Genomic DNA, 18914 nt, shown 5'->3' with positions numbered 1-18914 from the left:
TGCCCGTCACGCAGAAGCCAGTTCCGCGGCCTCTTCCACATCCACGGATACCAGACGGGAAACACCCGGTTCGTGCATGGTTACCCCCAACAGTTGATCGGCCATCTCCATGGCAATCTTGTTATGGGTAATGTAGATGAACTGAACGTGTTCTGACATTTCTTTTACCATCCGCGCATAGCGACCCACGTTGGCATCGTCCAGCGGTGCGTCCACCTCATCCAGCATACAGAAGGGGGCCGGGTTGAGGCGGAAGATGGAAAATACCAGGGCAATTGCGGTCAGAGCCTTCTCACCACCGGACAGCAGGTGAATAGTACTGTTTCGCTTGCCCGGTGGTCGCGCCATGATCGCGATCCCCGTATCCAGCAGGTCGTCGCCGGTCAACTCCAGATAGGCGTGGCCGCCCCCGAATACTTTAGGGAACAACTCCTGCAGGCCGCCGTTAACCTGGTCGAAGGTCTCTTTAAAGCGGGTGCGGGTTTCCTTGTCGATGCGGCGGATGGCATTTTCCAGCGTTTCCAGCGCGTCGGTCAGATCGTTGTACTGGGTATCCAGGTAGTTCTTGCGCTCGGATTCCTGCTTGTACTCGTCGATGGCGGCCAGGTTGATGGGCCCCAGACGGGAGATACGCGCAGCCACCAGCTCGATATCCTGCTGTACGGCTTCGATAGTCAACTCTTCGGGGAGTTCCTCCAGCAGGCCTTTCAATTCGTGCCCCGCTTCCGCCAGCTGCTCCACCAGACCACTACGCTGGGTTTCGAGAGTCTGCGCCGCCAGGCGTTGCTGCTCCAACTGGGCGCGCACCCCCTGCAGGGCGGATTCCACTTTGTGGCGCTCCTGCTCGTGGTTGCGCAGGGTGGCCTCCACTTCTTCCATTTTTTTGCGCGCTTCGGAGAGCTCGGTTTCCACCTCAATACGCTGGCCGAGCTTCTCTTCCAGTTCCGACTGGAAATCCTGCGACGGATCCTGGGCGTCTTCCATCTGGCGCAACAACTGCTCGCGGCGCTCCTGCAGGCGCTCGACCTGCTCGCGCAATACCTGCAGGGTGCGCTCCAGGGATACCTTCTGGGTGCGTACGGACTGTTCCCGCATGGCCAGTTCGTGCGCACGGTCCTTGTCTTCGCGGGCGCGCTGACGGGCGGCATCCAGGGCTTCGCGCAGTTCTTCGCGGCGCGCCAGCAGGGATTCGCGGCGATCGGTGTCGTCGCTCATGGCCTCCAGGGCCTCCTGCAGCACAATGCGCGCCTCGGAAATCGACTCGGCTTCCAGCTCCTGCTGCTCTTTCACTTCGGCAATTTCCGCTTCAATTCGGCGGCGGCGCTCGTCCATCTGCTCCTGGCGCGCGCGCTGGGCAGAGAGCTGGCTGCGCAGATCGCCGGTGCGGCGGTTCAGCTGCTCCGCATTGTTGCGGCCCTGCTCGATACCGGGTTCCAGCTCGCTGGCGCGGCTGCGCAGCTGTTCGCGCTGTTCCGACAGCTCTTCGATGCGCGCTTCACAGGTTTCCAGCGCCGCTTCCAGGTTTTCCAGCTCCTGCTTGCGCGCCAGTACGCCGGATTCCGCATCACCTCCGCGGCTGACCTTCAGCCAGTTGGGGCCGACCCAGAGGCCATCGCGAGTGACGATGGACTCATTGGCTTTCAGTTGATCGCGCTGGGCCAGGGCCGCATTCAGGTCTTCGGCGGTATAGATGCCATCCACCAGCCCGCTCAACGAGGCCGGGCCTTCCACGACCTCGGCAAGTTTCGGCAGACTGCCGGCGGCGGCTGCCGGGGCACTGTGGCCGTCGACAAACACGGCCTGGCCACCGTCAAAGCTGGTGAGGCTTTCCTGCAGGGAATCGATCTGGTCGACGCACACCGCCTGTAACTGGGCGCCGAGAACGGTTTCCACCGCGGTTTCCCAACCGGCGCGGGCGCTGATCTGCTCCGCCAGGCGCGGGCGATCCTGCAAGCTGTGCTGCTCGAGCCAGCTGGCGACATTCTTGCCCTGCCCCATGGCGGCCTGTTGCAGCGCCTCCAGTGAGGCCTGGCGGCCGCGGCTGGTCTGCAGCTGCAGGCGCTCCTTGTCCAGCTCCGCACCCAGCTCGGTTTCCTGGCGGCGCAGCTCGGACAGCTGCTCCACCTGCTCGGCAATGGATTCACGCAGATCTGCCAGCTGCATTTCCAGCTCGGCCAGCTCTTCGTTCTGCTGCTCCAGCTCCAGGTCGTCACCGGATCCAGACAGGGATTCACGTTCGGTCTGCAGCTTGGTAATACGGTCCTGCAGACGCTGGCTCGAGGTTTCCAGGTGCTGGATACGCGACTGCTGGACTTCCGCGCGCTGGCGCGAGCCGGACGCGCCCTGGTTGAACTGGTCCCACTCATTCTGCCAGTCGCGCATCTGATCTTCGGCGGTCAGCAGCGCCTGTGCGGACTCTTCTTCCGCGGCCTGTACCATTTCGAGGTCGGGAAGGATGATTTCCAGTTCGGCGTCAAATTCAACCGCTTTTTCCTGGTCCGCCGCCAGCAGTGATTGGGATTCATTGAATTCCTGCTCGGTGCGGGCCAAATCGGTCTGTAGCTGGGTATTGCGCTCGCGGGCGTGGGAGATACTCTGCTCCAGGCGCGCAATGTCCGCGCCCACCGCATAAAACCGCCCCTGCACCTCGTTAAAGGCGTCCGACAGATCGTGGTACGCCACACGCTGCTCTTCGATACCGGTATCGAAGCCCACCTGGCGGGTCACCAGTTCTTCCACGGTCAGTTCCAGCTCGCCGATCTGCTGTTGCTTGGCATGCGCCTGGTCATCCAGGTCTTTGTACTTCAGAGCCTGCAGGTGCGCCTTGTGCGTGCGCTCCTCTTCCTTGAAACGGCTGTATTTTTCCGCCGCCGCAGACTGGCGCTCCAGGCGCGCAAGCTGGCGGTCCAGTTCATCTCGGATATCGGTGAGGCGCTCCAGGTTTTCCTTGGTGCGGCGCATACGGTTTTCCGTATCCCGGCGGCGCTCCTTGTACTTGGAGATACCCGCGGCCTCCTCGATAAACACCCGCAGCTCTTCCGGCTTGGCCTCGATGAGCTTCGAGATCATGCCCTGTTCGATAATCGCATAGCTGCGCGGACCCAGGCCGGTGCCCAGGAACAGATCGGTCACATCGCGGCGGCGGCACTTTTCGCCATTCAGGTAATAGATATTCTGCCCTTCGCGGGTCACCTTGCGCCGGATGGAAATCTCAGTGAATGCGGCGTATTCCCCGGTCAGTTTGCCCGCGGAGTTATCGAAGACCAGCTCAATGGAAGCCTGACCCACAGGCTTACGACCACTGGAGCCATTGAAGATGACGTCGGTCATGGAGTCGCCGCGCAGGTTTTTCGCGGAGGATTCACCCATTACCCAGCGCACGGCGTCGATGGTATTGGATTTGCCACAGCCGTTTGGGCCGACCACGGCGCTCAGATTGGAGGGGAAGTAAACGGTGGTCGGATCGACGAACGATTTGAATCCGGCCAGCTTGATACACTTCAAACGCATGGTCTTAAAACTCGGTAATACCCGGCGCCCGTGCGGTCATGGTGCCGCCGCCGAACGCTCTTCGTTGTACTTTCTGGAGGATTTGCCCGGGGGATCTGACTGGCCAGTACCCGCAAATCGCCGTTTTGTCTTTGCAAACCGCCGATTGTACATGGCTGAGGGCCGGGTTTCAGCGCTATTTTCACCACAATACGGCAGCGACGGCTCCGCCTGAAAACGGAGCCGGGAAAAGGGATTCCCGGCTACCCCGGGGGAAAGTGGTCGAGCCGGACGGGCTGACTCAGCAGCTGCGGATCAGATCTGCTCGTCGATCACAATCGTTACCGGCCTGGACCAGTCTGAACGGGCCAGGGCCTTCACCTCGCCCTGCCAGTCTCCCGGCGCCGGGCGGGCATTACCGCCGACGGCGAGACGGGCCACAAGCTGCACCTGATCGACAGTTTTCAGGCTGCGCCCGGGCATCATCGCGCGGGATTCGTCCAGCACCACCTGCGTGGGCAGGTCCGCGGCGGTGAGTCGGACAATTGCCAGCGGCATCGGACTTTCCGCGGTACGCGCGTAAACAAATACCGGGGTATCCGGGGCGTAGTCTACGGAGTCGGCCAGCGCGACGGATACCGCAATGCGATTTTCCTTCTGCGTTCCGACCTCACCCACTGCTTCGGGCTGCGCGCCCGCAGCGGAGGCAACGTCACCGTTTCCGGCTTCTGCCAGCGCGGCCTCTGCCCGCTGAACCCCTGCAGCCAGTGCCTGGGCGGCACCTGACCCGGGAGCCATTTGCGCGAGCGCCTGCTGCCAATAGGACTTGGCGCCGGAGAAATTCTCCTGCTCAAATGCCGCAATACCCGCCAGGCCAAGAGCGGTTGTATTGTTCGGCTGCGCAGACAGAACCTGATCCACCTCGCGCATCACCTCAGCACTCATCTGCGAGCCATTGGCAAAGAACAGCGCCTGCGCCAGCTCCGCGCGAATATTTGCCGCCTGCGGCTCACGGGCAACAATATAGCGATATTGTGCCACCGCCCCCTGAATGTCGTTGCTTACCAGCAAGCGCTGAGCCAGCACATAACGGCTATTGAGGTCCTCCGGGTGGCTGACCGCGCGCTCTCGCAATTGCTGGGTAATGCGCGCTTCCGCCACCATATCCGTCTCACCCGCCTGACTGGCGAGCATCTCACGATAGAGAGCAAGGTCGTCGTGGGACCCCCAATAGAAGTACAGCCCCACCGCGGCGAAGGGCACCACAAACGCCAGCGCGAACAGCAGACCCCGTCCACCGGAGTGACTCTCTGCCAGGCGATAACCCGCTCCGGGCTCTTCCGCCAACAGCTTGCGCGCCAGCTCCGCCTTCAGGGATTCATACTGCACCTCATCAATAGCACCGCTGGTGTGGGCATTTTCGATCTCCGCCAGATGCTCCCGGTAGAGTTCGGTCTGTGAAGCCTGCGTCGGGGTCACCGGGGTGCGCTGTTTGCGCAGTATGGGCCACACAATCACAGCCGCCAGTGGCAACAGTAGAAGCGCCAGCACTATCCAGAGATCAAACATCGTTTTTGCCACCGCTCTTTTGCTGGGCCACGGACTCGCGCCCTTCCAGATCATCGCTACGATCAAGTAACTGCGCCAGACGCCGGGACTCCTCCGGACTCAGCGCATCATTTTCATCACTCTGTTGCCCACCACGCCCACTGCGAGAGCGCGCCACAATCACGATCAGGGACAGTAATCCGAGCGCGGCAAACACCCCCGGCGCCACCCATAACAGCATGGTGTTGCGCTGCAGCGGGGGACGGTACAGAACAAAGTCTCCGTAGCGCGCCACCATATAATCGTTGATCTCCTGGTCACTGAAGCCCTCTTCCAGCAGCCGGCGAATTTCCCGCCGCAGATCGGTAGCCACCATGGAATCGGACCCGGCCAGATTCTGGTTCTGACATTTGGGGCAGCGCATTTCTTCAATTAAAACCAGATAACGCGCCTGCAGTTCCGGGGTAGACAGGGGCTCCACCTCTACCGAGGCGTAACTGGCGGACAGCGGTGCGACCATCGCGATCAGCAGGGTCAGGACGGCAGCCCGTGGCGCTGCCAAGATTTTTTTCTGCACTGGCTTTCTCCGGCGGAAATTCCGGCGATTATATCAGCGCCGGCGCCGGCAAACACGTCCGAACCGCAGCAATGCCAACTCCCTGCGCATTAAACCGAATTACGCTGCCACCCGCTTAACTCATTGAATTGAAAAAAAATTTTCAAAAACCGTTGACGCCCCAAAAAATATCATTACTATACGCAGCTCCTGACGCGGGGTGGTTAGCTCAGTTGGTAGAGCGGCGCCCTTACAAGGCGTAGGTCACAGGTTCGACCCCTGTACCACCCACCACTTTCCTTTACATCTGCACGGCAGATTGCACAAAGGAATGTCAGGAATGCGGACCGGTAGTTCAGTTGGTTAGAATGCCGGCCTGTCACGCCGGAGGTCGCGGGTTCGAGTCCCGTCCGGTCCGCCACATACAAAAAAGGCCCTCACGAAAGTGAGGGCCTTTTTTGTATGTGGTTGATCGGCGTGCGAGAACCCTCGTTCGATCAAATTGCGCAGCAATTTAAGACGCCGAAGGCGCCCGCAGGGTGAGCGGCGCAGCCGCGAATCAGTCCCGGCCGCACCCTGCACCTCACTTTACCTACTTTCCCTGCCCATCATTTTTCCCTTTCGTATCCACGATCCGATATTACAGCGCATCCAGAAACGCCCGGTGTTCAGTCGAAAATTCGAAGTTATTAAATTTGTCCCAGTTGATTGACCAGGTCATCAACCCTCCGAGCCCGGTCCACCCAGTATTCGTGTGCGGTGTATAAGTGGTACACCCCTGCAATTTCACCAGGCAGTTCAGCGCAGCGTGTACCTCACTGACCGAAGTAAACCCACCGCCGGCATTCACGTTGGCCGGCAGCCCGATCAACACCTGATCCTGTCGCAGTGGCGGGAAGAAATAGTTCGGGTCGCCGCCAACATTGAAGCCGGTTAAAACCATGTCCGCCATGGCGATATGAAAATCGGCAACCCCCATACTGTGGTACTGATCGTCCAACCCGATAATCGAACCCGAGTTATAGTGCTGCACCTGTAGCCAGTCCAGATCATCACGCATGGCGTGAATCACCGGCAGGTAGGCGCCGGCACGTCGATCGCAGCCAGAGCAGGAGCCACCGTAAAAGCTGTAGCCCAGCTGCACAAAAAAGGTTTCGGGAGCCATGGTGAGCATGAAGTCATCACCGTAGTGCGCGACCAGGGCCTGCAGCGCATCGATGAGATGGACGATCACCGGCGTGGTGGGGTTGCGGAAATCCACATCCCCGGCATTCAATTCCAGAGAGTGCCCTTCAAAATCCACATCCAGGCCATCGAATCCGTACCGGTCGATAATATCGATCATCGACGCGACAAAGTTGTCGCGGGCTACAGCGCTTTCAAGGCGCACCTGACCGTTGGCCCCGCCTATGCTGATAATGATTTTCTTACCTGCCGCCTGTTTGGACTGAATACCCGCGATAAAGTCCTGCTCGTTGAACAGCGGGTCCAGCACAAAACCAATTTCCCCAGGTGCCGCGCCCGTCGGCTCGGCAAACGATACATTGATCGCGTCGTAGGCATCGGAAACATCCGCAATCGGAATGACACCGGAGCCATTGTCAAAGTTATGCCAATAGCCAGATATCAGGCGACGATTGTTACCACCACTGGAACCCCCTGAAGAGCTGCTCGACGAAGCACCACTGGAGGATCCCGAAGACGTCCCCGAAGACGACCCCGACGAAGAGCTCGAGGAACTGGAAGAGCCGCCACAATCTCCCACCTGGGTCCATGCGTGATCCCAGTAGTCGCCCTCCCCTGGTGCGTACGCCCAGGCAGATTCGGAAGAACACCAGCCGGGGACATCACACTGATATTCATACCCCATATTCTGTACCAGCTGCCCCGCTGCATAACTGACGCCCGCCACGTACTGCACGGAATGACAGCTGCCACCACCAGAAGAAGCGCCCGAGGACGAGCTGGATGAGGCGCCGGAAGAGGATGACGAGGAACCCGATGAGGACGACCCCGAAGAAGACGAGCTGGAAGACGAGGAACTGGAGGCACTCCCGCCACCACACTGGCCGATGACCGACCACTCCTGCCACTGACCGGAGTGCTGCGCGGGATCGCTGCCCTGACTCCACCAGTTGGCCTCGTACGCGGTGCCCAAGTGCTGCACCTGCGCCCCGCCACTGTAGGCGTCACTACTGTTCCAAACCGACAGTCCGGAGCAGTCCACTGCGTAAGCAGAGCCACCCCCCATCAAGCCAGCAAAACACAGCAACCACCGAATCGCATTACTCCAAAGATGCGTTTTCATAAATTGTCCTTTATTTTTTCCACAAGATACCGCTGCCCACAACTCTCCCGAAGCCAGGTCGGTACGATGAAGGGGCAACGGTCAGTACATCTGCGCTCAGCGCAACGGCGCGATCAACGACTCACATTCTGCAGCAGTGACATTGCGCCCACAGACAGGAATCTGGTCTGCCGGATCACCATCAGACCGGTCCTGTGTCAGGCTATTTCCCAACACATGATTTACCGCGTTCAGGTTGTAACCATTATCCTGTTCTGCCATCCAGAAAAAGATGCCGGCCAGGCCGTTGTCTTTGGCGTACTGCGCCTTCAGGGCAACGGTGCGGGGGGTTTCCACGGAAATAAATGCACCAATGGTGTCGTTGTACAGGTAGTCCGCATTGGCTTCCGCATCGGTATATAGCCAGAACCCATTACGCGGCAGCATATTGCTATCCAGATAGTTCTGGTAAAGATCGTAACCCTCGATCACACCAGCTTCCCAGGAGCCAAGCCCGGCGATACCGAGAATCAGATCCGCCCCACTCCAGCTGCCGTCTCCGTAGCTGCTATTGCCCGTCAACCCATGGGTAAACTGAGAAATGTCCCCGGGATGCGTCGCTTTGGAGCGATGATAGTTGGCCGCGCCAATCATCAGCTTATTGGCAGGCACTCCCAGGCTTTGCAGATAGTTGAGCGTCCAACTGGCCGATGTGCCCGCAGACGAGCCCACTGCCATCGGATTTACATACAACGGCGTATGGTGGGAAAGCTCACGCTCCCAGGCGCCTGTCAGATCGTAGGTCATGGCGTAGAGGCGATCCATGTACGGATGCACCTGTGTCCAGTCGACTTTTTCAAGCCGGCCGAGTCCGGCAGGAATGGCCGATGACAGGCGATAGGGCTTACCCGTTTTTTCACTTAACCAGTCCATGCCTGCGCGCAGTTCACGAATCAGGGTTGCGTAATTTTCGCCATCGTCTTCTCGCGCCATTCCCACAACCGCGCCATCGCTACCCGGATATTCCCAATCGATATCCACCCCATCGAAGTCATAGCGCTCTAGAAAATGCACAACGGAATCCACAAAGGCTTTACGGCGCGCCGGATCGTGGGCCATCCACGGGAAGCCCTCGGACAAGGTCCAACCGCCGATGGAAAGATCGAGCTTTAACTGCGGATTCTGTTGACGGAGCTGATACAGCACGCCGAAGACACCACCGACCTTATCTTTATCGAGTGCGTACATGCTTTCCGTGCCCACGATCCCTTTTGGGGCGACGCCCACATCGCGCACAAAGGCCGCCTCAAAATCCGCCACGGCCATGGCACCGTCGGGAAGCCCGCTCTGATCACAGGTCCGCATCACTGCCGCCGGAGCCGTGGTGGGAAAACCGCCGTCCTGAACGTTTTTCGCATCGGGATAGCAGATACCGGCAAAGCCATACACGATGCGGTGCAGATTGGCGGCCGGCAGTTGGGTAAAGTCGTACTGTCGGCCGTATATTGCCCAATCGCCAATGTAGGTGACGACCTCGGTACCGGCGCTCAGGCTATACCCGTTGTGCTGCAAAGGCAGATTGCCAGGCACCAGCTTGGTCCCCCGGGCTCCATTGTCGACGTCGAGACCACCGTGATCACCACCGTTATCCGCAGCCGGATCGGCACCGCCCTGAAAACCGGATATTGGTGACTGAGAATCGGCAATTCGCGCGGCACCGATCGCACCAGCAGGGTTCACCACCCCGGCACTCAGATTACCGTCGACGGGCTGGGCCTCTCCATAATCAATACTGTTGGGAATTGGCACCGGACACAGAGCATCGTCGGGATATCCCGCAGCCTCCCACTGCCCCGGATAAGCCGTATTGTCTGGTGCGATGGAGTGGGTATCCACGAGTGCGCGATACGCAATGCCCTGATAAGCGACAACACTCCCCTCCGTATACAGCGTGCCGGTCTGCCATTCGGTCGCACAGAAATATTCGTCTGGAACAGTGCCACCACTGCCTCCGCTACTACTGCCACCTCCCGAGCACGCCGTTTCACTGCTGCTGGCCCAGGCATTTTCCCACGCCCAGCCGACTCCCGGCTCGTACGCCGAATTACCGGAAGAACACCAGCCGGCTACTGAACAGGAGAAGAAACCACCTGCATTGGACACCACATCACCGGCGGTGTAGGCGCTGCCCGAAACATAGGTGGGGCAGCCACTTCCGCTCCCGGAAGAACCACCGGAACCAGAGCTGGAACTACTGCTTCCGCTACCAGAGCCGCTACCGGAGCTACTCGAACTACTCGAACTGCTTGAACTACTCGAGCTGCTGGAGCTGCTGGAGCTGCTGGAGCCAGCGGTATCACAGCTACCCAGGCCGCTCCAGGCATGCTCCCAGGCCCAACCACTACCGGGGGCATAGGCCCCCCCCTGACTACACCAGCCACCGACATCACACCGATAGGCAACGCCGGCGCTTTGCACGGTAGCGCCGGTGGTATAGCTGGCGCCGTCTACAAACTCCGGCGCACCTGAACAATCGTATGCCGACGCACTTGCCGCAGCCCACAGGCCAAGCAACACGGCGCCAGTATTCCATATCCTTTTTATTGTTGTTTTTTGCATGTTTTCTTCTTCTCCCAGTCGAAGAGTCGGTATTGAAATGGCGGATCATTCCGCCCGATTGATTGGATCGGTACCGCAAGGAAAGAAAACGCTAGAGGAAAAGAGCCCTCCTCTTTTGAAGGAGGCGGAATTAGAAAAGCGCACCAACTTTTAGCCGACAGCGCTGTCAACTAGCATTGCCAAGCTAGCGGGCAGCTGACAACGCTGTCAAACCGATGGACGTGAACGGCGCCACTTAGTGCAAGGATTGCCAAGTAATCCCGAATCGGAAGGCGATACAGGAAAAAAGAGCCGGGAAAGGAAAGATTCAGGGCGTCGACAGGGAAAACGAAAAACCTTCTGGCGCGAGTTTTTCCTTCAAGGGCGGCCACTGATCTCGCGGCAGTTGCACCGCAATGCGCACCCGGTCACTGTACTCAACATCACCACACACTCCGCGGTAACGAGTCACCAGAAAGCGCACACGGGATTCGCCGGCGAAATCGCAGACGATCTGCACGTCGAGCAGAGGGATATGGGTTTCGAGTGTCGCCATCTGCAGCGCAGCACCCACGGCTCCGCGGTAGGCGCGCATCAGACCACCCACTCCGAGCTTGGTGCCGCCAAAATAGCGCGTAACGATGGCACCCACGTTGCCCACTTCCTGTTTCAACAGCAATTCCAGCATTGGCCTGCCAGCACTGCCGCCGGGCTCACCATCATCGTCACTCTGCATCACATCGGGGTTTGCGGGATTGCCGACGATCAGCGCCGTGCAATGGTGGGAGGCGTCCGGATAGCGCGCACGGATACTTTCCAGTTCGTGCAAAAAAGCCGCTTTATCGATCACCGGCCCCAGCCAGCAGATAAAGCGGCTCTTTTTTTCTTCTGTCTCAGCGACAACGGGCGAGCAGGGAATCTGATAACTCACCAGAAAATTCGTCCCATTCCTGATTCTGCAACCGTTGATACAGCGGCTGCAATTTCGTCTGCCAGACTTTGTCGTCCACCACGCCGACATGCTTGCAGCGAATCGTGCCGCCAGCATCTACCAGAAATGTTTCCGGTGCACCGAAAACCCCCAGATCCAGCGCGAGCCGACCCTCGTTGTCCGATACCGAAAAAACATAGGGGTTCTGGAACTGTTCCAGCCACTTCTGTGCCGCTTCGTTGTCGTCTTTCAGATTGATCCCGACGATCGGTACACCCTGCTCTGCCAGCTCGTTCAGGTAGGGGTGCTCCACCCGGCATGAAATACACCAGGTCGCCCAGACATTCAGCAACAGCGGGCGACTGGGCAGATCCGCTTTTTTCAATTCGCGATTGGATTCCACATCGAGCAGGGCAAACTCCGGCACGGGTTTGTCAACAAGCGCCAAGGGCATATCCTGAGGGTTGAGCGACAGGCCGCGCCAGAAAAGCGCGGCCAGCGCGGCAAACACAATCAGTGGAAGGAACAGCTTGAGTCTTGCCATGTAATCCGAAAATCCGTATATCGCTTATTGTTGGAAAGCCAATCAGGCACGGGCCAGGGAACCACCCGCAGCCTCTGCGCGGACCTTACCTGCCCGTGCCGCCCGTACCTTACGGTAGCGTTTGTCGGCAACCGCGATGGCCCCGCCCAGTGCCATCAGCGCCGAGCCCAGCCAGATCCAGATGACAAACGCTTTGTACTGCAAACGCACCGCCCAATCGCCACTGAGGTTTTCCCTGTCCATGGGATCACCGAGCGCGACGTACAGATCCCGGAACAGCGTGGTATCAATGGCGGCTTCGGTCATGATATTGCCGCCGGAAAAATAACTGCGTTTTTGCGGCAGCAACTCGGCCACCTGGCGACCGTCTTTACGCACCAGCAACACCCCTTCCGAGGCGCGATAGTTGGGCCCGCGTACCTGGCGCACACCTTCAAAGGTAAATTCGTAGCCAGACATTGTGGCACTCTGCCCCGGCGACATCCGCAGGTCTTTTTCCACACTGTACACGGTGGTCAGGGCCACCCCCAGTACTGAAACCGCCAGACCAACGTGCCCCAGGTGCATCCCATAATAACTGGCGCGGTGACGCTTGAGGCCGGCAAGCAGACTATCGGCATTCCGCGACTTGGCCAGAATATCGGCGACACTCGCAGCAATCACCCACAGTCCCGCAAACAATCCCAGTGCCGCGCCCCAGTGGAAATCACCCGCCAGCAGCGTCAGCAGTGGCGCACCAATAGCTGCCACCAGTGCCGGCATGCCCCAGGACTTCACCAGCTTTTTCGTCTGACTGTCTTTCCAGTTGGCGTGAATCCCCATACCCAGCAGAACGCACAGCACCAGCATCAACGGCACAAAGAACATATTGAAGAACGGTGGGCCCACGCTGATTTTGCCCCAGTTCAACGCATCGGCCAGCAGTGGATACAGGGTGCCGGTGAGCACCACCGCCATAATCAATATCAGCAGAATATTGTTGCCCAGCAGGAAGGTTTCACGGGAGCGGAACGAAAACACACTGCCGGCACTGACCGTGGGCGCTCGCAGGGCGAACAACAGCAGGGACAACCCTACAACCACTGCCAGAAACGCGAGAATGAATCCGCCCCGCAGCGGGTCAGTGGCAAACGCGTGCACCGAGGTCAGCACGCCGGAGCGGACCAGGAAGGTGCCCAGCAAACTGAGACTGAACGCAAAAATGGAAAGCAGAATGGTCCAGCTGCGGAAGAGACCGCGCTTTTCGGTAACAGCCAGCGAGTGCAGCAGTGCCGTTCCCACCAGCCAGGGCATAAAGGAGGCATTCTCAACCGGATCCCAGAACCACCAGCCTCCCCAGCCAAGTTCGTAGTAGGCCCACCAGCTTCCCAGCGCGATCCCCAGAGTCAGAAACGCCCAGGCCACCGCCGTCCAGGGCCGCGCCCAGCGCGCCCAGGCGCTGTCCAGTCGCCCTTCCAGCAACGCGGCAATGGCAAAGGCGAAGGCCACTGCAAAACCCACATAGCCCATATACAGCAACGGGGGGTGAATAATCATCCCCGGATCCTGCAGCAACGGATTCAGGTCACTGCCATCACTGGGCGGGAACGGCAGAATGCGATCAAAGGGGTTTGAGGTCAGCAGAATAAACAGGAAAAAGCCGATCAGCAGCATACCCATGACCGACAGTACCCGCGCAACGAGCACTGCGGGCAACTGACGGCTGAACACCGCGACCGCGGCGGTCCAGCCAGCCAGCATCAACAGCCACAACAGAATGGAGCCCTCGTGCCCACCCCATACCGCAGTCACCTTATACATCATCGGCAGAATACTGTTCGAATTCTGCGCGACGTAGGCGACGGAGAAGTCGCTGTTCACAAACGCGACCGTAAGGCACACATACGACAGCGCCGTAAATGCAAGCACACCCATCGACAGAGGGCGCGCGGTGTTCACCCAGAGGAGACGCCCCGTATAGGTACCCAGCATGGGCACGATTGCGAGCGCCAGGGACAGCAGCAGACCGATTATCAGGGCAAAATGGCCCAGTTCAGGACTCATATTTTGGCATCTCCATGGCAACTCGCCTGATTCACCATGGTCTCTGCGACTTCCGGCGGAGTGTAGGACTCATCGTGTTTGGCGAGCACCTGATCGGCACGCACATACCCTCCCTGCTGGAGTTTACCGGTTACCACCGCAGCCTCACCCTCGGCAAACAGATCCGGCAGAATCTTGTCGAACACGACTTCGAGCTCCGCCTCACCATCGGTAATCGCAAAGCGCACATCCAGGGAATCCTCATCGCGCACGATACTGCCAGGCACCACACAGCCACCGGCACGGATCCGCTTTTCAACAGGCACTTCGCCGGCGGCGAATGCGCTGGGTGCATAGAAGAAGTCCATGTTTTCACGCATGGCGTAGGTGACAACCCCCACCGCGACACTCGAGAGCGCCACCAGTATGACCACCAGTATCAGTCGCTGTTTACGGGCTGGATGCATGGGTATCCTGTTCTCAATCGCAATTCGTTGTAGATATTCGTTACCACCGCAGGTGTTCGCGGCAGCGCTATTCAGTCCGCCATTTCCGGCTGTGTCTGCGCAGTACGCGCACTCTGGGCTGCGCGGCGGCGCGCCTCTTCCTGGCGCAACTTGCGGCCGATTTCCGCACGCAAGGCTTTCTGCCGGATCGACGGCACAATCGCCAGGGTTGCCAGCACCAGCAGGGCTACCCCGTAGGACGCCCACACATAGGGACCGTGGCCATCCATCGCGATAAAACTGGCCAGACTGTCAAATTGAAATTCCATCGCTCGCATCCTCGTTGGCGGCTCAACCTCGGGCGGGGGAAGATGCCCCCAGCAATTCCCGCACCCACTGGGTGCGCCATTCCCGCTGCAGGATCAGGGTGCGGGTATGCAGCGTCAGCACCCAGGCGTAAAACAGGTAGAAGCCCGCGATCATCGTGATCAGCGGGTAGAACATGCTCGGGTCGATAGTACTGGCTTCGGTCAGTTTGAGCGTCGCGGGCTGGTGCAGCGTGAACCACCAGTCGACCGATTTGTAGATGATCGGGATATTGACGGTGCCAACCAGGGCCAACAGGGCGCTGGCTTTATCGCCGGACTGCTCGCGACTGAAGGCACCGGAAAGCGCCATTACCCCGAGATACAGGAAGAACAGAATCAGCATGGAGGTAATACGGGCATCCCACACCCAGTAAGTGCCCCAGGTGGGCTTGCCCCACACAGCACCGGTGAACAGCGCGATAAACGTCAGCACGGCGCCGATCGGTGCGGCGGCACGCATGACCACAAAAGACAGTTTCATCTTCCAGATCAGGCCGATAGCCCCGGAAATCGCCATGATGTAGTAGCCGGCCAGGGCGAGGAAGGCCGCGGGCACATGAATGTAAATGATGCGGTAGCTGTTACCCTGCTTGGCATCTTCCGGGGCAAAACCCAGGCCCCAGACAATACCAACCGAGAGCAACAGCAGCGCTGTCGCCCCCAGCCAGGGCAGCCAGGCACCGGATTTCTGATAAAACCAGCGCGGCGAACCCAATCTGTGAAACCATTGCCAGGACAAAATACGTACTCCTATGCCCTTCTCTCAGTCAATTCCCATACCGCGTGTGGGAACTGCAGGAAAGGGTCAGTTCTCGAGACTGATACGGATGGCACCCGCAGACGCCAGAGGTGCCAGCGCAGCAGCGACGGCCAGAATGGCCCCAAGGATCGCCAGCTGGGGGCCATAGCTGTAGCCATCCAGTGCCGCCTGCACTGTTCCGGTGCCGAAGATTAACACGGGCACATACAGCGGCATAATAATCAACGCCAGCAACAGACCCGGGCGCTGCAATGCCACGGTCAACGCTGCCCCCACCCCACCAATCAGGCTGAGACTGGCGGTGCCCAATAGCAGGGACACCAACAGCGGCCAGTAGCCCGCTGCCCCGAGGTTCAGCATCATCCCCAACAATGGCGAGAGCAATGCCAGCGGCAAGCCGGTCACCAGCCAGTGCACCAGCACTTTGGCCAGTACCGGAAAGTACAGCGGCTGCGGCTGCAGTGCCAGTTGCTCCAGGGAGCCATCCTCGTAGTCATTGCGAAACAGAGACTCCTGAGAGAGCAACGTCGCCAGCAATGCCATCACCCAGATCAGTCCGGGCGCCATACGCGCCAGCATCTCCGGCTCCGGCCCGATCCCCAGCGGCATCATCGCCAGCACGGTGACGAAGAACAGCAATGGGTTGACGATATCCGAGCGCCGCCGCACCGCCAGGGTGAACTCCGTGCGCAACAGGGTAAAAAATCCCGGCAGCCGGCTAAAGGCAGAGCGGCTCGCCGACGGTGCCGATGTATCGGCAGCGGTGGAGGCGCGGGGGGGCACTGCGGGCTCACCCATGATGGACCTCGCACGCTGTCCCGCGAACTTGCCCGGCCAGGGCAGCGGCATCGTCGAAACGGTCTTCACACGGGGCCTGGACGTCCGCCAGATCGATCCTGCTGAGCGCGGGAATATTGACCGGTTGGTGAGAAGTCAGCAGGAGGCTTCCGTCATTTTCCAGATGCGCGCGCATACGCGCCTCCAGACTCTCCACCCCCGCCACATCAAGGGCGGCCAGCGGTTCGTCCAATACCCACAGGGGAGCGGGGTCAGGAAGGTACAGGCGCGCCAGTGCCACTCGGCGATTCTGCCCTGCCGACAGCTGCCGGCACAGCAGATCCTCGAACCCGAACAGGCCCACCGCCGCAAGCGCCTCAAACGCTTCCTTCTCGGTGGCGCCGTACCAGGCGAGATTTTCCAGTGGCGTAAGGCCCCGGCGCACACCGGCATTGTGCCCGACATACAACAGTTCCGCGCGCATCGACGGCAGCCCCGCAGGGAACGCCTGGCCACGCCAGTGAATTTCGCCGCGAAAGTCCGAGACGCTGCCAATCAGGGTACGGATCAGAGTACTTTTGCCTGCGCCGTTGGCCCCCATCACCTGAATTGCACAACCGGTATTCAGGGCAAAGCTCAGTCCGTCGAACAACGGCCGGCCATCGCGCTCACAGCACAGCCCCTGCACGGACAGGAGAGGGCTGCCGGCGGCAACGGGAGAATCGGAAGCGGTAAGGGTCATTGAGCACCGGCACTGATGAAAAACTGAGCGCAATTATACCGGTACTGGCGGGGTTTGCATGGAATCGTATTGCGATTGTGAACTGTCTTCCGGCGTCTGATCGGAAGCCTCCCCCCAAGTCAGGGTCGCTTCCACTCTGCTACTGCCGGCACAGTAGCGCACCTCGCCACACACGGTGTGCAACAGTGCAAGGCCGCGGCCGGCGTAGATGGAGCCCGCCTCACGCACCTGGGGGAAGCCGTCGCCACTGTCTTCAACCACCAGCGTCAGTTTGCCACCGCCACTTCCCTCGCGGCAACAGAGGGAAATGTTGACCCAACCTTGAGACAAACGACTTCTCCGTTCCGCCATCAGATCGTAATAACGCACAAAGCCATCATCTGTCCCCTTGATCGAGGAATCCAGTTCCAGCACCCCGTGTTCCAGAGCGTTGCGGAACAGTTCTCCCAGGGCGATAGCAAGATCCTCCTGGAAGCGTGCGGCACCGGGCATCTGCCCGAGCACACTAAGGAGGTGCGGCAGCGGGTCCGTCTCCCGCAACTCGGTTTCCGTGAGCCGGAAATTGATCGACCAGTCGCCGATGCGCCCCCCTTTTCGCTCCCCGGACATCTCGTGTTCAGGACACCCTCTGCGCAGCAGGCCCGGATCGGACAGATCCAGCTCCACCAGCGATAGGTCATCGTGCTGTTCCGCCGCGTGTGCACTGACGGCCATCAGGATCTGGTCAAATATCGGCCTGCCGACACCGGCTGGCGCGTTGCCTGCGGATGTTTCCCGCAAAATATCCAACAGACGCGACTCGCCAAAGTGTTCGCCTTTGCTGTTGCGCGCTTCGTGAATGCCATCGCTCCACAGAAATAGCCGATCCCCCGGCAACACCCGGATATTCACGATGGCGGAACTGATCTGATCGGAAGACAGCACACCCAGCGGCAGATGCCGGGATTCCAGCAATTGCTGTGCGCCACTGGACCGTTTCAGACAGGGGCTTGGCATTCCCGCGTTCAGCAGACGAAGGTGCTGGCGCCGGGGGTCGAACTCCAGCATCACCAGACAACAGAACATCTGCCGGGGCAGGATATCGTACAGCTTGCGATTGATCTCCCGGGCCACGCGGGCAAACGAAAACCCCCGGGGAATCATCGAATAAAAAACGGAAGTCAGCGGAACCGCCCCCACCGCTGCGGCGAGACCGTGCCCGGCAAAATCCCCCAGCATCAACACCAGTTTGCCATCGGGGGCATATGTCGCCGCCAGCAGATCGCCATTCAGCACGGCGCGCGGAGACAGGTGATAGCGAATGGCCGGAGTATCGTCCAGACAGCTCTCATTGCCGAGGTTACCGAAGATCTCCCGCGCGTTGGCCTGCTCCTGGAGAAAGTCCGCGTGATGACGGCGAAGCCGGTCACGCTGCGCCATCAGGGAGCGGCCGAACTCACAGAAACGCCGGATGGAGGCCAGCTTCAACTGCACCAGGCGGGGGCTGTAGGGTTTGGTGAGAATATCGTCACATTGCGCCAGGCTCAGCGTCTCGGGATCGGCGTCATGCAGCTCCTGCACCGCCAGGATCGGTACCGGCTCTACCCCCATACACTGCCGCAGTTGTGCGACCGCTTCTCTACCGGTAGCCAGCGCAGCGTTTGGCCCAAAAATAAGGAGGTTGGGCGCGAAGGCATCGTAACAGCGCAGGGCGGCAGCGGCATGGGGGACACACAATACCGATGCCGGCGACACTTTGCCCCCAGAACTCCGGTACTCCCATTCATCAATCAGCCGACGCAGCTCTGCGGTTTCCTGCGAGTCACTTTCAATAATGAGAATTCGGAAGGCGGGCATCAGGGTAACG

Annotated in this window: 14 protein-coding genes and 2 tRNA genes; 2 read left to right on the top strand and 14 right to left on the bottom strand. The window is 59.7% G+C overall.

Going from position 1 to position 18914, the window contains the following annotated elements; genetic code table 11:
• Positions 1 to 6 precede the first annotated feature (6 nt).
• The 3 genes from smc to LRR79_RS09835 all read right to left on the bottom strand — a co-directional run bounded on the left by smc (position 7) and on the right by LRR79_RS09835 (position 5614).
• Positions 7 to 3510, bottom strand: a complete 3504-nt coding sequence (gene smc, locus LRR79_RS09845) for a chromosome segregation protein SMC (protein WP_231757045.1) — start codon at positions 3508 to 3510, stop codon at positions 7 to 9.
• Between the two features lie 294 nt (positions 3511 to 3804).
• Entirely contained in the window at positions 3805 to 5070 is a 1266-nt protein-coding gene (ccmI, locus tag LRR79_RS09840) for a c-type cytochrome biogenesis protein CcmI (protein ID WP_231757044.1), read from the bottom strand.
• Positions 5051 to 5614 (bottom strand): cytochrome c-type biogenesis protein, encoded by a 564-nt coding sequence (locus LRR79_RS09835; protein WP_231757043.1) that lies wholly within the window; start codon positions 5612 to 5614, stop codon positions 5051 to 5053. Before LRR79_RS09835 ends, ccmI begins: the two co-directional genes overlap by 20 nt.
• Positions 5615 to 5811: 197 nt before the next feature.
• Here LRR79_RS09835 and LRR79_RS09830 point away from each other — a divergent pair.
• Both LRR79_RS09830 and LRR79_RS09825 read left to right on the top strand, forming a co-directional pair.
• Positions 5812 to 5887 (top strand) — tRNA-Val (locus LRR79_RS09830).
• A gap of 50 nt (positions 5888 to 5937) precedes the next feature.
• Positions 5938 to 6014 (top strand) — tRNA-Asp (locus LRR79_RS09825).
• Positions 6015 to 6233: 219 nt separating this feature from the next.
• Here LRR79_RS09825 and LRR79_RS09820 read toward each other — a convergent pair.
• The 11 genes from LRR79_RS09820 to LRR79_RS09770 all read right to left on the bottom strand — a co-directional run bounded on the left by LRR79_RS09820 (position 6234) and on the right by LRR79_RS09770 (position 18904).
• Complete coding sequence (locus tag LRR79_RS09820; RefSeq protein WP_231757042.1) at positions 6234 to 7901, bottom strand: glycosyl hydrolase family 18 protein; 1668 nt, start codon at positions 7899 to 7901, stop codon at positions 6234 to 6236.
• A gap of 96 nt (positions 7902 to 7997) precedes the next feature.
• A complete protein-coding gene (locus LRR79_RS09815) occupies positions 7998 to 10457 on the bottom strand; it encodes a glycosyl hydrolase family 18 protein (protein WP_231757041.1) in 2460 nt (819 codons plus the stop codon).
• Positions 10458 to 10806: 349 nt separating this feature from the next.
• Positions 10807 to 11409, bottom strand: a complete 603-nt coding sequence (locus tag LRR79_RS09810; protein ID WP_231757040.1) for an IMPACT family protein — start codon at positions 11407 to 11409, stop codon at positions 10807 to 10809.
• Positions 11372 to 11953, bottom strand: a complete 582-nt coding sequence (locus tag LRR79_RS09805; RefSeq protein ID WP_231757039.1) for a DsbE family thiol:disulfide interchange protein — start codon at positions 11951 to 11953, stop codon at positions 11372 to 11374. Before LRR79_RS09805 ends, LRR79_RS09810 begins: the two co-directional genes overlap by 38 nt.
• Positions 11954 to 11995: 42 nt before the next feature.
• Positions 11996 to 13996 (bottom strand): heme lyase CcmF/NrfE family subunit, encoded by a 2001-nt coding sequence (locus LRR79_RS09800; RefSeq protein ID WP_231757038.1) that lies wholly within the window; start codon positions 13994 to 13996, stop codon positions 11996 to 11998.
• A complete protein-coding gene (gene ccmE, locus LRR79_RS09795) occupies positions 13993 to 14442 on the bottom strand; it encodes a cytochrome c maturation protein CcmE (protein ID WP_231757037.1) in 450 nt (149 codons plus the stop codon). Before ccmE ends, LRR79_RS09800 begins: the two co-directional genes overlap by 4 nt.
• A gap of 71 nt (positions 14443 to 14513) precedes the next feature.
• Positions 14514 to 14750: a heme exporter protein CcmD gene (ccmD, locus tag LRR79_RS09790; RefSeq protein WP_231757036.1), complete on the bottom strand. Its 237-nt coding sequence runs from the start codon at positions 14748 to 14750 to the stop codon at positions 14514 to 14516.
• A gap of 22 nt (positions 14751 to 14772) precedes the next feature.
• Complete coding sequence (locus LRR79_RS09785; RefSeq protein WP_231757035.1) at positions 14773 to 15528, bottom strand: heme ABC transporter permease; 756 nt, start codon at positions 15526 to 15528, stop codon at positions 14773 to 14775.
• Positions 15529 to 15594: 66 nt separating this feature from the next.
• Complete coding sequence (ccmB, locus tag LRR79_RS09780; RefSeq protein WP_231757034.1) at positions 15595 to 16347, bottom strand: heme exporter protein CcmB; 753 nt, start codon at positions 16345 to 16347, stop codon at positions 15595 to 15597.
• Positions 16340 to 17068: a cytochrome c biogenesis heme-transporting ATPase CcmA gene (ccmA, locus tag LRR79_RS09775; protein ID WP_231757033.1), complete on the bottom strand. Its 729-nt coding sequence runs from the start codon at positions 17066 to 17068 to the stop codon at positions 16340 to 16342. The genes ccmB and ccmA overlap by 8 nt, the downstream gene beginning before the upstream one ends.
• A 33-nt stretch (positions 17069 to 17101) precedes the next feature.
• Entirely contained in the window at positions 17102 to 18904 is a 1803-nt protein-coding gene (locus LRR79_RS09770; RefSeq protein ID WP_231757032.1) for an ATP-binding SpoIIE family protein phosphatase, read from the bottom strand.
• Positions 18905 to 18914 lie beyond the last annotated feature (10 nt).

This window comes from Microbulbifer elongatus, from assembly GCF_021165935.1.
Lineage (GTDB): Bacteria > Pseudomonadota > Gammaproteobacteria > Pseudomonadales > Cellvibrionaceae > Microbulbifer > Microbulbifer elongatus.
The sequence above is the reverse complement of the archived record's forward strand: the minus strand, read 5'-3'. Positions and strand labels throughout refer to the sequence as shown.